The following is a 15,367-nucleotide window of genomic DNA, read 5'->3' on the forward strand; positions in this document are numbered from 1 at the left end:
GAATGCGTGAGATTATTTTTGATACTGAAACAACAGGATTAAATAAAGAAAGTGATCGCATAATTGAAATAGGTTGTATAGAAATGATCAACCGTTATCTTACAGGACGCAGATTCCATGTTTATTTAAATCCACAAGGAGTTGTTATTCCTGATGAAGTTATCGCTATTCATGGATTAACCAATGAACACTTAAAAGATGAAAAAAATTTTGAAGATATTGTCGATGCGCTTTTGGATTTTATTGATAATGCAACAATCGTTGCTCATAATGCAAATTTTGATATCGGTTTTCTTAACGCAGAATTAGGACGGGTTAATAAACCTCTTGTCAGTAGTGATAATGTCATTGATACATTATCCATAGCACGACGCAGATTTCCTATGGGGCCTAACTCCCTTGATGTTTTATGTAAACGTTTTGGAATTGATAATAGTCATCGTGTACTTCATGGGGCTCTACTTGATGCAGAAATTCTTGCCGATGTATATATCGAGTTAATTGGTGGGAAACAAGGAATATTTAGTTTTGATAATTATGAAAATTTTGATGTTATGAATGTTCAAGATAGCAAAAATGTTTTTTATACAGTCAAAATGCGCTCCCAGGCTTTGCCTCAAAGATTAAGTAAACAGGAAAAAAATATGCATGCTAATTTAATCAAAAAGATAGGTGATAAGGCTTTGTGGAATCGCTTCGAAATCACTTAAATAAAAGCTGTTCTGCGTTTTTGTCAGAAAATTTCTCAAAAAATACGGCCGTTGTGGGGAGGGGAACACCACAACGGCCTCATCGCTACATTGTACCTCAGCTATCATAGGAGGAACAAAATAAAGCTATTATATCCTGTAACAGCAAAGAAAAGCTCTAGGTACTGAACATAAAATGCAACGATATCCTAAATCTATGACAATAAAAAATGGCTTTTTAGAGGCAAAACCAGTGAATTTTAAAATAGGATCAATAAAAACATAAAAGTATATTTTATTTGTATGAAAAGGGAGAGAGAAAATCGTTATGAAAGAAAATGATCACCTTTTTTTAGTTGATGGATCAGGCTATATTTTTCGTGCTTATCATGCTCTACCACCTTTAAAACGCAAAAAGGATGGGCTTCCTGTAGGAGCCGTAGCTGGTTTTTGTAATATGCTATGGAAATTACTCTGTGATGCTCGTAATACCGCTATTGGTATTGTCCCAACTCATATTGCTATCATTTTTGATTATTCATCTAACACTTTTCGTAAGCAAATTTATCCTCAATATAAAGCCAATCGGACAGCACCTCCAGAGGATCTTATTCCTCAGTTTGCACTAATTCGACAAGCAACAGAAGCTTTTAATTTACCTTGTATCGAAAAAGAAGGATTTGAAGCAGATGATTTAATTGCTACCTATGCGCAATTAGCGACACAGGTTGGAGCAAAAACAACTATTATTTCTTCTGATAAAGATTTGATGCAATTAGTAAACACGCATGTGTCTTTATATGACAGCATGAAAGATAAGCATATAGGTATCTCTGAAGTCATAGAAAAATGGGGTGTAATGCCTGAAAAAATGATTGATTTTCAGGCTTTAACTGGAGATCCAACAGATAATATACCAGGCATACCAGGTATTGGCCCCAAAATTGCAGCACAGTTATTAGATCAATTTGGTTCTCTTGATCTTTTACTACAACGTGTGACAGAAATTAAGCAAATAAAGCGGCGTGAAAATATCCAAGCTTATAGTGAGCAAGCAAAAATTTCTCGTGAACTAGTTAAACTTAAAAAAGATGTTCCTATAGATAAAAATTTAGATCATTTTGTTTTGGAACCACAGAACGGTCCGCGTTTGATCGCTTTTTTGAAAGCTATGGAGTTTACAGCACTAACACGTCGTGTAGCAAAAGAGACATCATGTAATGCTGCGGTTATTGATGCGTTAGAGATAGATATTGAGTGGAAAAAAATTACGTGCGAGCCTGATTTGAGAGCCAAGGAAGATGATACAGCCTTATTTCACGACTTTTCTGATAATTCTCCACAGAATTTAGCACAAAAACGCAAAGATCAAGTTCTCATTCAAAAAATTGTAAGAGGTGCTTATAAGACTATTCTTGATGAGGAAACTTTAAAAGAATGGCTGCTAGAAGCAAAAGAACAAGGTTATTTTTCTTTTGATACTGAAACAACTTCTCTCGATCCTATGCAGGCAAAACTTATTGGTTTTTCATTGGCCTTACAGCCTGGGAAAGCAGCCTATATTCCGCTTGAACATGTTGCAGGAGAGGATGATCTTTGGGGAGATAGGCGTATTGTTCAACAAATTGAGACACAAAAAGCTTTAGCACTTTTAAAGCCTATACTGGAAAACCAAGCCATATTAAAAATTGGCCAAAATATAAAATATGACTGGTTAGTGATGAAACAATACAATATTGTAATGCGTTCTTTTGACGATACAATGCTTTTATCTTATGCTTTAGAGGCTGGAATTTCAACACATGGTATGGATATTTTATCTGAACGTTGGCTTGGGCATAAATCGATCACCTATAAAGATTTGACTTATAATGGAAGAAAAGTAAACTCTTTTGCCCAAATAGATTTGAAACAAGCAACTCTATATGCAGCAGAAGATGCTGATATAACGCTTCGTCTATGGCAAGTATTAAAACCACAGCTTGTTGCGCAAAGGATGACAAAAATTTATGAACGTCTTGATCGTCCATTAATAGAAATTCTCGCAAGAATGGAAGAACGTGGAATTCTTGTTGATCGACAGATTTTATCACGCCTTTCAGGAGAGTTGGCACAGGCTGCTTTAAATTTAGAAGAGGAAATTTATCAGCTCGTTGGTGAAAAGTTTAATATTGCTTCACCAAAGCAACTAGGAGATATCCTTTTTGGTAAAATAGGCTTACCTGGTGGTTCTAAGACGAAAAATGGCCAATGGTCAACATCAGCACAAACTTTAGAAGAGTTAGCTGCTGAAGGCCATATTTTACCAAGAAAAATTGTTAATTGGCGTCAACTTACAAAACTAAAATCTACCTATACAGATGCTTTACCTTCTTATATTTTGCCTAAAACTGGTCGTGTTCACACAAATTATTCTCTAGCAACAACATCGACAGGACGATTGTCATCATCAGAACCTAATCTGCAGAATATTCCAGTACGAACTGCTGAGGGACGAAAAATCCGGACAGCTTTTATTGCTTCAAAAGGATATTTACTGTTATCAGCTGATTATAGTCAGATTGAATTACGTGTCCTTGCACATTTTGCTGATATAACGGCATTAAAAGAAGCATTTGCACAAGGTCAGGATATTCATGCTATGACTGCAGCTCAAATGTTTGGAGTTGCGGTTGAAGGAATGTCATCAGAGATACGTCGGCGTGCAAAAGCCATTAATTTTGGTATTATTTATGGAATTTCGCCCTTTGGATTAGCGAACCAATTAGGAATTTCGCGCAAGGAAGCTAGCCATTATATTCAGCTATATTTTGAAAGATTTCCGGGAATAAAGGATTATATGGAAAAAACAAAAATGTTTGCACGTCATCATGGTTATGTAGAGACCATTTTTGGACGTCGTATCCACTGTCCTGAAATAAAAGCAGTTAATCCACAAGTTCGTGCCTTTAATGAGCGAGCTGCTATCAATGCACCAATCCAGGGATCAGCAGCAGACATTATTCGTCGTGCTATGATTCAAATGGAAAATGCTTTAGAAAAAGAAAAATTATCAGCTAAAATGTTATTACAAGTACATGACGAGCTCATTTTCGAAGTACCTAAATCCGAAAGTACAAAAACTGCGATTCTCGTTAGAAAAGTTATGGAAAATGCTACAATGCCTGCATTATCTTTATCTGTACCGCTTGAAGTAAAAGTTATAACAGCTCAAAATTGGGACGAAGCACATTAATTTGTTTCATTTATTTTATGTTTAAGAGTAGCCATTGCTTTTGAAAGGTTAAGATATGCTTTGATAGGCAAGTGATCAGAGGCAATACGCGCGAGTGGTGAATAATGGTTTTCAACATTTATTATTAATTGATGAGGAAAAGCAAAAATTCTATCAAGAGCTAAAAAAGGAAAGGGAGAAGGAAAGCTTGGTACGCTACCAAATGTGATATCAAAGTAAGGGAAAAAAAAGTTTAATGATGAACTTTTACCTTTACGCCATTCATTTAAGTCACCAACAAGAAGTGTAGGCATAACAGAATATTTTTTAAGAAGTGCAAGAAGCATTTTTACTTGCTTATTACGAGAATGGCGGAACAAACCAAAGTGGGCTGCTATAACACGAATAAAACCTGATTTCATTTTTAATTCTACAATTATAGCACCACGGGGTTCAAAACCAGGTAAAGTGATTTGTGAGATATTATGTATACGTCCTTGGCGCAAAAAAAGAGCATTGCCGTGCCAGCCATGGCCGTTTGGTGACATAGTTTTTAGAGGGACTGGAATTAATCCTGTTTCAGCTTTTAAGAGTTGAAGATCAATCAAACCTGTGCGTTTTCCAAAACGCCTATCCGCTTCTTGAAGAGCAAGAATGTCTGCTTGTAATTCAGTAATAACACGTACAATACGAACAGGATTAAAAATTTTATCAACACCAACACATTTATGGATATTATAAGAGGCTACAGTAAGATCATAGCTATCATTACGATTGGTTACATTTTTATGATAACCAGAGTGATTATAAGTTGTCCTTAGTGAAGGATTATGAAATTTTTTCTGGATCAATATAAAAAGCCAATAAAATTCTAGTTTTTTGTTATTTTCTAATATTTAATCATGTTAATGTGTTTAAAGACAGCATTTAGTATTAAAGATAAAAAGCCTTGCTTTCCAAAGAAAGCAAGGCTTCTAAATTAAATAGTTCTATTAATCGCGGTTTGAACCAAGAAATTGCAACAAAAAAACAAACATATTAATGAAATCAAGATAAAGATTTAGCGCACCCATTATAATTTTACGGCCGCGAGTATCATATCCGTCTCCTTCATAATACATCAACTTTATGTTTTGTGTATTGTAAGCTGTTAAACCAGCAAAAACGAGAACACCAATCACAGAGATCGCAAATTGCAAGGCACTTGATGCAAGAAAAATGTTCACAATTGCAGCAAGCATTAAACCAACTAGACCCATAAACAAAAATGACCCTACAGCGGTGAGATCACGTTTTGTAGTATAACCGTATAGTGATAAAGAACCAAAAGCAGCAGAAGTAATAACAAATGTCTGTACGATACTTTCTGACGTATAACGCAGAATAATCGACGATAGCGAGAGTCCTACGAGAGTAGCGTAAGCAAAAAAGAGGCTCCGCGCCACACCAGTACTAAGCGCATTAATTTTAAAACTGAGAAATAATACAGCTACGAGCGGTGCAAACATAATAACATAAGAAAACGGTGACATATAAAACGTCACACCAAATGATGTTAAATAAACACTTCCATTAATTTGAGCTGCAGCTTGACTCATATTTGTTGTTGTAGCTAATGAGGCAATCGCGTAAGCGGCAACAGCTGTAACAAGCAAACCAATGGCCATTGTGTTATAGACGCCTAGCATGTAATTGCGCAAGCCTTGATCAATTGATGCATCGGCATGAGAAACAGATGCCGAACGTAAATTTTTAAAATCAGCCATAATATAAGTCCTTTAGCATATTTTCTGCAAGGCACTTAAGTTAAAAGAAGCTTACACTCCTTTATGCTCTACAATATAAGCCTTTATTTATAAGGCAAATATAAATACTCTTAAGACCCTAACAGAATTCTAGCACACTTCTCTCTATTATGGGGATTTATTTGAAAATTACAAGAGTTTTTTGTTGGAAATAAAGTTTAAAATTAGTAGTGAAAGGTTATTTTTTTCTAAATTATTAAAATGAAGTGTAATGTGCTTGATGTAAAAAACGGTATCATGACAATAATACAGATTTTGTCAGTTTTAATGGTTAAAGAAAAATAAAATGGATACTCAAAGAAATATAATATGGTTGATGTTTTCTATACACTTGTAAAATGAAAAAAGTGAATACACTGCGCTTCATAAGAGGCAAGAACGCTTTTGAATTCTTTTTCTTTTGAGTAAGCTCTATTAATTTTTTATAATTAGTTATAAAGATGATTTCTGTGAGCGTTAATCTTTAGTTTTAGAATTTGTAAATAGTTTTTATCTATATCCTAGAATCATAAAAAACTTAACAGATTTAGGAGAAAGTATGACCTTTCTATTTACTTCTGTTTATGCACTAACACTGAAAAACACTTTTTTCTCACGTTGTTATAGTCCCATAGAAAAAAGTCAGAAACTAATAATGTAGAATTTGAAAAAATCTGATTTTCTTTATTCAAGAGGTGTGTTGTTAGAATAACATTTTTTTTTAGTCCGTATACAAAATTCGTCAATTAAAACAGCAACAACACCAAGCGTGATAAAAGCATCAGCAAGGTTGAAAACAGCAAAAGAAAAGATATCACTAATATGAAATAGTAGGTAATCTATGACATAATGAAAACGAATGCGGTCAATGAGATTACCAACCGCTCCACCAATGATAAAGGTAATACCAAAATGCGATAAAAATTTGTCATTTTCAGTATTTTTCCACAACCATAAAAGAAAAACAATAATAAGGAGCGTAAGAGCAACAATCCCCCAATGAGGATACGAAGAAAGAAATGAAAATGCAATGCCAGAATTTCGGACATGATAGAGAGAAATAAAAGAAAAAATCGGTATTTCTTCTCCTAATTGTAGGGTATGTATAATCCAATATTTGATTGCCTGATCAAATCCTACTGTAAAGATTAAGGTGAAAAAAAGAAAGAGCAATGACTTGCGTGTCATTTTTGATCCTTGCATGATTCAAAAGTTAAGTAAGAACGGCGAATTTCATAGAGCATAATAGCTGTTGCTACTGCTAAATTAAGTGAATCTGCATGTCCACATTGTGGGATACGCGCAAGATTATTACAGTGATTTACGAGAACATCCGATAAACCTTGTTGTTCATTTCCCATTAAAAGTATAATCGGACCATTTTTAAAATCAATTGTGCGGTAATCGACAGGTCCTTTAAGGTGCGTACCAACAATCATACCTCTAAAATGGGTAGACCAATTTAGAAAAGTACTTTCATTACAACGATAAAGTGGGATGGAAAATATAGATCCCATTGTTGCACGTACTGTTTCTGGTGAAAAAGGATCTGTTGTTTCTCCAATCAAAACAATTCCTTTTACTCCTGCTGCGTCAGCAGTACGGATGATAGTTCCAAGATTTCCAGGATCACGCACACGATCAAGTGCGATATAGACATCATCGACTCGTCTGATTATTTTTTCAATAGAGTGCCATTGTTGCTTAAAAATACCAACAACTGTTTGCGGATTGTCACGGTGGGTAATGGATTCTAGAACCTTTTGTGAGACTTTAATTACAGAACCACCATTGGCTATAGTGTTTGCAGCGGTGTTTTCAATGATGGAATTACGCAGTGAATTTCTAGAAACGATAAGTGTGTGAATTGTCCAACCAAGATTGAAAGCATCAATGACTAGTTTTAGTCCTTCTGCCATGAAAATACCTTCTCGATTGCGATTTTTCTTTTTGTTTAGCGCTTTAAGATCTTTAATGATAGGATTGCTAAGGGATGTAATTTCTTTAACTTTGCCGATTTTTTGTTTACACATGTTTAAGCAATCCAACGGCTAAAAAGAGAAGTAGAAAGAGCACGTCCAGCCGATTCTTCACGCAAAATCAATTCTCCTGATTCTATTGTACCACCAAGATTTGTAAATGCATCACGCATTAAAGTATGAAATGTATAAAAGGAAGCACGAATAGAATAAACTGTGAGAACGACGGCAAGTGGTTTGTTCGATAAAAGTTTGCGGCAGTTTTTAATCATGGTTGGTAAGTGATCAAACAATTGCCAAATTTCGTTATGAGGTCCGCGTCCATAAACAGGAGGATCGAGAAGAATCAAATCATAGCTTTTTTGACGGCGTAATTCACGTTCAACAAATTTTATTGCATCGTCGCATATCCAACGAATGGGACGATTTAATAATCCTGCTTTTTCTTGATTAGCTTTCGCCCAGATTATAGCCTTTTTGGAAGCATCAACATGGGTAACAATTGCACCTGAACGTGCCCCAATTAGAGAAGCAATGCCTGTATAGCCAAAGAGATTTAACAATTTGACAGGACGGTTTGTTTTAATAATTTGTTCTTCTAGTGAACGCCAATGAGCATCTTGTTCAGGAAAAACACCTACATGGCGAAAGGAAGTAAAACGTCCCAGAAAAGATAAACCATTCCAAGAAAGTGGCCATGTTTCACCAAGAGGCTTTTTAGGAAAATACCAGCGACCAATCCCTTCTTCATCTCGATTACCTGTAAAAATTGCATCGACATTAGCCCAATTTTTTTGTGATAAAGCTGGTTGCCATAGCGCTTGATTTTCTGGTCGAATAATACGGTAGGAACCATAACGCTCTAGTTTTTTTCGATTACCAGAATCAATTAAAGCATAATCTGTGCTCGTTTTTGTTTCTAAAATAAAAGGTAATTTCTCTCGTGGGTATACTTTACTAGAGAGTGGTTGGAAACATTGTGCATGCATATTAAGTGTCGTAATATATTATTCTAAAAAGGGATTATTTTAAATATTCGCTAAAATCCTTACGAGGTTAAGAGCTATAAGTTAATTAAACTATGTATAGGAAACAAGAGAAAATATCTTTAGATTTATTATCTTTCGGGCACTATAGAGGAAATTTTCCTAGAGTGCCGTTATATTAGATTTATTAGCAATTGATATTTTTAATTTTTCTATCTCAGTTTTGCTTTCTTTTAAGGCTTTGCGGTTTTTATGTTGTGCAAACCAATTGATTATACTACTCAACAAAATACCAAAACAAAAAAAAATAAAAAGCCAAACAAAAAGAGGGGCTTGATAAGTAAAATATTCAGAGTTGTTTTGAAAAGGATAAAGAGTTAGTATAACGATTTGGCGATTAGCAACGATGAAGCTGATTAAGAAAGCTGTAATAGGCACCAAAATAACCGCGAAGAGAAAGCGTTTAATGATCATGGATTTACTCATTTATTAAGCCGGTCGCGTAAATCTTTACCTGTTTTGAAAAAAGGGACCCATTTCTCTTCAACCATAACAGCTTCACCTGTTCGTGGATTGCGGCCATTGCGGGCTGAACGTGCTTTTATAGAAAAAGCACCGAAACCGCGGAGTTCAACACGTTGACCATTGGCAAGAGCTGCTGAAATTTCTTCAAAAATAGCACTTACAACATTTTCTGCATCGCGTTGCATAAGATGCGGATTATGACGAGCAATGATTTGTACAAGTTTCGATTTAACCAAAATAGCCTCTCTTTCATATTCATACGAAAAAAGATTTTTTGTTGCAATTGTGTGTTTCATATATGCACGTTACATATATAGAATATGCATATTCCAATATATAAATTATTAAAAGTAAAATAAAGCTAGTAAAAGGAAGATTGCAATAAATAAAATTTAAAATATGTCTTATAAAAACTCTATAAATAAAAAAACGAAATATCTGAGAAATTAAAAACATGACTGTGCATGATCAATATGAATTTTTTTCGATAGAATCACCTTTTAGCAATATTTTAAAAAAAACATATTTTCATTCCCATCAAGTTCGCTTGCTAAAAATTTTTTTACCACTTCTTGCATTGATTATAGCGTTAATTTTTTGCTGGTTTACATTTTTTTCTATTTTTGTTTCTTTTGATAAGGTCCTTTTGAATCATGAAGAAGAGGAAATAGCACAATTAACAATGCTTAATCCGAGATTAGAAGGCTATACAAATTTTCATAAGCCTTACAAGATTAAAGCAGAAAAAGCGTTTCAAGATCGTAAGTCTTCTGGAATTATTGGATTAAAGAATATTACAGCTGAAGTGCCTACAGAAGGACGGGGGCAAATTTTTATTGATGCACAAGGAGGAATTTATGACAATATTAAGAGTCATTTAAAATTGGATGAACCTTTTACGGTTACAACGCAAGATGGAATAATTGCAAAATTTACAACTGCAAAGATTGATTTATCTAAAAGTCAATTTAATACAGATCAACCTGTAAATATTCAAAGTGCGGGTTTTCATCTTATGGCGAATGCTCTGCAAATTTATGGGAAAGAGCAAGTTATGTATTTTCAAAAAGGAGTACGTATTGTTCTTGATCAGAAGGAAAAATAACAGAAGGAATTTGGAGTAGTGTTTATAGAAGGCATATGTAGGTTTATACGAGAAAAAAGATCAAGAATGAAGGCAAAAAAATCGTGTAAAGAGCGAGTGAGTATTTTAGCTTTAAGTTTGGCTATATTAGGATCAATTAATGGATATGCTGCAGTAACTCATTTCGGATTTGATGGGTTAAATGGAAAAGAGCCAATGGAACTTTACGCAGATTCTTTAGAAATACGTGATAAAGAAGGCATTGCTATTTTAAATGGCAATGTTTCAGTGATGCAGGGCGAGCGACTTTTACAAACGTCAAAATTAGCTATTTATTATAATAAAGCACATATAACAGGTGGTATAAATCAGTTGAGAACACAATCAATTTTTCCTGAAAAGATTGGTTCAACAGATATTAAAAAAGTAGAAGCTTTAGGTGAAGTTTATATCAAAGTAGCAACACAAACTGCTAAGGGTGATAAAGCTATTTTTGATGGACAATCGAATATGATAATCTTAACAGGTAATAATGTTGTGTTAACCGATGGTGATAATGTGGCTGAAGGGTGCATATTAACAGCTAATATGAAAACAGGAAAAGCTTCTCTTGAAGGATGTAAGGAGCCTGGAAAGAAGAATCGTGTTTCGATTATTTTAGAAGCAAGCTCAAAGAATGGTCGTTAAGATTTCATGTTTGGAATCAAAAGAGAAAAGCAAATAATTGAACATAACCTTATGAGTAAGGCTTTGAAAAAAAACTCAAATAGGACTTTAGTTGCTCATAATTTAATTAAAGTTTATCGAGGAAGACAGGTTGTTAATTGTGTTTCTTTTAATATTTGTGCTGGAGAGATTGTCGGCATTTTAGGTCCTAATGGTGCTGGAAAAACGACCTGTTTTTATATGGTTACAGGTTTAGTTAAATCGGATGGTGGTTCAATCGAGATTGATGGGTTTGACATTACCCATTTGCCAATGTATCGGCGTGCTCGTTTAGGGATTGGATATTTACCGCAAGAAGCTTCAATTTTTCGTGGTCTTTCAGTAGAAAATAATATTAAAGCTGTTCTGGAATTAATTCAAAAAGATCGCTTGAAACGCTGTGAAGAGTTGGATGCGCTTTTGCATGAATTTAAAATTGATCATTTACGCAAAATGCCAGCTCTTTCTTTATCGGGAGGTGAACGCAGGCGTCTTGAAATTGCGCGTGCTTTAGCTTCTAGCCCTAATTTTATGTTACTTGATGAACCATTCGCAGGAATTGATCCCATCGCGATTTCTGATATTAAACAGCTTGTTCGTCATTTAACTCAACGTGGTATCGGCGTTTTAGTAACGGATCATAATGTGCGCGAAACATTGGAGCTTGTTGATCGTGCTTATGTTATTCACGCAGGAGAAGTGTTAGTTCACGGTTGCCCGAACGACATTATCAATAATGCTGATGTTCGTGAAATTTATTTGGGAAATCAGTTTTCTCTTTAGTTTCTTCGTTTCTAAAGAATATTCAAGTTTAAAAATCTTACAATAAATACAATTTTTTATCGTAGTCAATAGCGTTTATTGATTTTAAAGGGGGCTTTATTCTGTTTTAATATAAGCAATATAAATGTATATTTTTGTAAGAAATCATGATGCTATCGTTAAAACATTCAAATTAATAAAAGTATTGTTGTATAAAGTATAAGTGTTTTATAAGGATTATAACAATAGCCTAGTTCATTATAAACTTTTTAAACTTAACGAAAGAATCATAGCTCATTTTTGACGTTTTTTATTTAGAGCGTACCTGATAATCTTTAAAGGCTAAAAATTTAATTTTTGGTGCTCTTTCTGCTTCATAATTTAACGAAAAATGATTTTCTGCTAAAAAAACTGGATCATTGTCCAAATCATATGCAACAACGGATTGATGACAAGCAAGAAAATTTTTAAGTTCTTCTTTATTTTCTGCAGAAATCCAACGACATATGTTAAAGCGCGATGCTTCAAAGCTTACAGGTAGAGAATATTCTGCTTTAAGCCGTTCTGTCAAAACATCAATTTGCAAAGCACCAATTACACCAATGAGAGCAGGCGAACCATCATAAGGGATAAATAATTGTACTACTCCTTCTTCAGCCATTTGTTGCAAAGCTTCTTTTAGTTTTTTTGCTTTTATAGGATCGCTTAAATGGACACGACGTAAAATTTCTGGTGCAAAATTTGGTACACCTTTAAAGAGAATATCTTCTCCTTCAGTCAAAGTATCTCCAATACGCAAAGTTCCGTGGTTAGGAATACCTACTATATCACCAGCATACACTTGATCAGCAATTTGGCGTGAACGAGCAAAGAAAAACTGCGGTGCTGAGAGTGTCATTGATTTTCCTGTCCGTACTAATTTCGTTTTCATACCGCGTTCAAGTGTTCCTGAACACACCCGCAAAAATGCAATACGATCACGATGATTGGGATCCATATTAGCTTGAATTTTAAAGACAAAACCGGTCATTTTGGCTTCAGTAGCCACTACGTTGCGTTGATCGGCTACCTGATCACGAGGACTTAGACCAAAATCAACTAATGCATTAATCAAATCACGAACACCAAAATTTCGTAAAGCTGAGCCGAAATAAACAGGTGTCATATGCCCTTCACAGAAAGCTTGAAGATTAAATTTTTTACAAGCACTGCGAGCAAGCTCTACTCCTTCAACAAAGAGTGCCTGCTGATTTTCAGGAAGTAAATTTGCGACTTCACGAAGATCAGAAATCGTTTGTGAAATAACCTCATGGTCTTGTTGGCGAAAACAATTATGATGAAGATCAAAAGTGCCAACAAAATTCTTTCCTATACCAATAGGCCAAGTAATTGGAGCAGTATCAAGTGCAAGTTTTTCTTCAATTTCATCTAAAATTTCTAAGGGATCACGCGCTTCTCGGTCCATTTTGTTAACAAAAGTAACAATAGGAATATCGCGCAGTCGGCATACTTCAAACAGTTTGAGTGTTCTCGGTTCAATTCCGCGTGCCCCATCGAGTACCATAATTGCACTATCAACAGCTGTTAAAGTACGATATGTATCATCCGAAAAATCTTCATGACCTGGGGTATCTAACAAATTAAAAATATGATTTTGATATTCAAATGTCATTACTGATGTGACAACAGAAATACCACGGTCACGTTCAATGTTCATCCAATCAGAACGGGTTTGAATACGGTCTTTTTTTGCTTTCACCTCACCAGCCAGCTGAATAGCACCGCCAAATAATAACAGCTTTTCTGTTAGGGTTGTCTTTCCCGCATCAGGATGCGCAATGATCGCAAATGTACGCCGTCGTTTTACTTCTTGCACTCTACGTTCCATTATTCCTCCACCGATCGTGCGAGTGCTGCAACAATGAGTGCGCGTGTCTCATCAACTCCATACAGCGCTATAAATGATCCAAACCGTGGTCCTCGTTCCTGTCCTAAAAGTACTTCATAAAGCATTTGAAAAAATAAACTTGAAACACCAGGTCCCCCTTCTGGACCTTTTTTGTTATGATCTTGATAACGTTCCGTCAAGCGTGCGATATCAAGAAGTGCATTTTGAATGGTATTTCCATCAACAGTTTTTGACAAACTAGCCAATTTTGCATCAATTTGAATCAATATTGAGCGTTCATTTTCATCAGGTATACGAAATTTTTTGTTTGGTTTTACGAAAATATCAAAATATTTAAGAGCAAACTCTACTAACTGGTCAAGCATTGGATATATTTGCGCGTTAGCTTCTTTAGCATAACGAGAAATAAATCCCCAAAGAACTTCTTTATTTTCAGCATTAGAAGCACTGACCAAATTTAACAGCATAGCAAAAGAAACAGGTAAATTGACCTTAGGAGGACGCCCATGATGAATATGCCATACGGGATTATTAAGGCGCTCTTTCCATTGCTGATGCTCATAAGCTGAAAGATGTGCATAATATTCATCAACAGCTTTTGGAATAACATCAAAATAAAGCCGTTTTGCTGTTTTTGGTTTTAAAAACATATAGAGTCCTAAACTTTCTGTTGGTGCATAAGTTAACCACTCATCGATAGTCAAACCATTTCCTTTAGATTTAGAAATTTTCTGTCCCTTATCATCCAAGAAAAGCTCATAGTTAAATCCCTCAGGAGGCTTTCCACCAAGAATTTTGCAAATTTTAGAAGAAAGATTTGTTGAATCAATAAGATCTTTTCCCGCCATTTCATAATCAATTCCAAGTGCAGTCCAGCGCATTGCCCAATCCACTTTCCACTGACACTTAACTTTTCCACCTGTAATTTCTGTTTCAATGGCATCACCTGTTTCAGGTTCGATATAGGTCATAGTTCCTTTCTCAACATTTCGAGCAATCATGGGGACCTGTAATACTTTTCCAGAAAGTGGAGAAATAGGTAAAAAAAGTGAATAAGTTGCCCGCCGCTCCTCACCCAATGTTGGTAGAATAATTTCCATAACCTTATCATAATAGGAAAGTATTCTTAAAAGTATTTCATCAAAACGGCCTGAATTATAATAATCAGTAGCACTAGCAAATTCATAATCGAAACCGAAACGATCAAGGAAAGTACGTAAGCGTGCATTATTAGCAGCTCCAAAAGAAGGATATACATCTCCGAAAGGATCAGGAACGCGGCTAAGCGGTTGACCAAGATAGTCTTCCATTTTTTTTCGATTAGGCACGTTATCAGGAACTTTGCGCAAACCATCCATATCATCAGAAAAACAAAGAAGTTTTGTTTTAATTTTGTTTTTGGTAAGAATATGAAACGCATGACGCACCATAGTTGTACGTACAACTTCTCCAAAAGTTCCAATATGCGGTAAACCAGAAGGTCCATAACCTGTTTCAAATAAAATATGCTCTGGATGGCCGGTTTTTTCATAACGCTTAATAAGCTTACGCGCTTCTTCAAACGGCCAAGCTTTTGATTGAGCTGCTGAATCTATTAATTCAAGTGGAAGGTTATAGGTACCATACGGATTATCCATCATCTTTGTCCTAAAAATTAATTACTTAATAACAAGGTGTATGATTGTTAAACTTTTTCGTCAATAATAGTCATTTAAAAGCAGCAAAAATCA

At 35.0% G+C, this 15,367-nt stretch carries 14 protein-coding genes; 5 read left to right on the plus strand and 9 right to left on the minus strand.

The genetic code is table 11. The features are described from left to right. Nucleotides 1-2 precede the first annotated feature (2 nt). Nucleotides 3-710, plus strand: a complete 708-nt coding sequence (gene dnaQ / locus BAR153v2_RS06650) for a DNA polymerase III subunit epsilon (protein WP_078680821.1) — start codon at nucleotides 3-5, stop codon at nucleotides 708-710. A gap of 307 nt (nucleotides 711-1,017) precedes the next feature. Further along, nucleotides 1,018-3,924 (plus strand): DNA polymerase I, encoded by a 2,907-nt coding sequence (gene polA, locus BAR153v2_RS06655; protein WP_078680822.1) that lies wholly within the window; start codon nucleotides 1,018-1,020, stop codon nucleotides 3,922-3,924. On the opposite strand, the gene BAR153v2_RS06660 is transcribed toward polA, so the two are convergent. The 7 genes from BAR153v2_RS06660 to BAR153v2_RS06690 all read right to left on the minus strand — a co-directional run bounded on the left by BAR153v2_RS06660 (nucleotide 3,921) and on the right by BAR153v2_RS06690 (nucleotide 9,413). After that, complete coding sequence (locus tag BAR153v2_RS06660; protein ID WP_078680823.1) at nucleotides 3,921-4,799, minus strand: endonuclease/exonuclease/phosphatase family protein; 879 nt, start codon at nucleotides 4,797-4,799, stop codon at nucleotides 3,921-3,923. The genes polA and BAR153v2_RS06660 overlap by 4 nt on opposite strands. A 96-nt stretch (nucleotides 4,800-4,895) precedes the next feature. Next, complete coding sequence (locus BAR153v2_RS06665) at nucleotides 4,896-5,669, minus strand: Bax inhibitor-1/YccA family protein (RefSeq protein ID WP_078680824.1); 774 nt, start codon at nucleotides 5,667-5,669, stop codon at nucleotides 4,896-4,898. Between the two features lie 702 nt (nucleotides 5,670-6,371). After that, nucleotides 6,372-6,875 carry a signal peptidase II gene (lspA, locus tag BAR153v2_RS06670; protein WP_078680825.1) on the minus strand — a complete coding sequence of 168 codons (504 nt, stop codon included), beginning with the start codon at nucleotides 6,873-6,875 and terminating at the stop codon, nucleotides 6,372-6,374. Then, nucleotides 6,872-7,720: an RNA methyltransferase gene (locus tag BAR153v2_RS06675; protein WP_078680826.1), complete on the minus strand. Its 849-nt coding sequence runs from the start codon at nucleotides 7,718-7,720 to the stop codon at nucleotides 6,872-6,874. Before BAR153v2_RS06675 ends, lspA begins: the two co-directional genes overlap by 4 nt. 2 nt (nucleotides 7,721-7,722) lie before the next feature. Beyond that, a complete protein-coding gene (locus tag BAR153v2_RS06680) occupies nucleotides 7,723-8,655 on the minus strand; it encodes a class I SAM-dependent methyltransferase (protein ID WP_078680827.1) in 933 nt (310 codons plus the stop codon). A 159-nt stretch (nucleotides 8,656-8,814) separates the two neighbouring features. Beyond that, nucleotides 8,815-9,126, minus strand: coding sequence for a LapA family protein (locus tag BAR153v2_RS06685; RefSeq protein ID WP_078680828.1), 312 nt, complete (start codon nucleotides 9,124-9,126; stop codon nucleotides 8,815-8,817). Between the two features lie 8 nt (nucleotides 9,127-9,134). Further along, entirely contained in the window at nucleotides 9,135-9,413 is a 279-nt protein-coding gene (locus tag BAR153v2_RS06690; protein ID WP_078680983.1) for an integration host factor subunit beta, read from the minus strand. Between the two features lie 218 nt (nucleotides 9,414-9,631). On the opposite strand from BAR153v2_RS06690, the gene lptC reads away from it, so the two are divergent. The 3 genes from lptC (at nucleotide 9,632) to lptB (ending at nucleotide 11,749) form a co-directional block, all read left to right on the plus strand. After that, nucleotides 9,632-10,282 (plus strand): LPS export ABC transporter periplasmic protein LptC, encoded by a 651-nt coding sequence (gene lptC / locus BAR153v2_RS06695; RefSeq protein WP_078680829.1) that lies wholly within the window; start codon nucleotides 9,632-9,634, stop codon nucleotides 10,280-10,282. A gap of 66 nt (nucleotides 10,283-10,348) precedes the next feature. Next, nucleotides 10,349-10,948: an LptA/OstA family protein gene (locus BAR153v2_RS06700; protein WP_078680830.1), complete on the plus strand. Its 600-nt coding sequence runs from the start codon at nucleotides 10,349-10,351 to the stop codon at nucleotides 10,946-10,948. Between the two features lie 6 nt (nucleotides 10,949-10,954). Further along, on the plus strand, nucleotides 10,955-11,749 hold the full coding sequence (gene lptB, locus BAR153v2_RS06705) for an LPS export ABC transporter ATP-binding protein (protein ID WP_078680831.1): 795 nt from the start codon (nucleotides 10,955-10,957) through the stop codon (nucleotides 11,747-11,749). 289 nt (nucleotides 11,750-12,038) lie between these two features. On the opposite strand, the gene BAR153v2_RS06710 is transcribed toward lptB, so the two are convergent. Continuing rightward, the gene (locus BAR153v2_RS06710; protein ID WP_078680832.1) at nucleotides 12,039-13,616 is read right to left on the minus strand and encodes a peptide chain release factor 3; all 1,578 of its coding nucleotides are present in this window, start codon (nucleotides 13,614-13,616) and stop codon (nucleotides 12,039-12,041) included. Then, nucleotides 13,616-15,274, minus strand: coding sequence for a lysine--tRNA ligase (locus tag BAR153v2_RS06715; protein WP_371325863.1), 1,659 nt, complete (start codon nucleotides 15,272-15,274; stop codon nucleotides 13,616-13,618). Before BAR153v2_RS06715 ends, BAR153v2_RS06710 begins: the two co-directional genes overlap by 1 nt. Nucleotides 15,275-15,367: the final 93 nt, after the last annotated feature.

The sequence above is a fragment of the Bartonella sp. AR 15-3 genome (assembly GCF_002022445.1).
In the GTDB taxonomy this organism is placed as follows: Bacteria; Pseudomonadota; Alphaproteobacteria; order Rhizobiales; family Rhizobiaceae; genus Bartonella.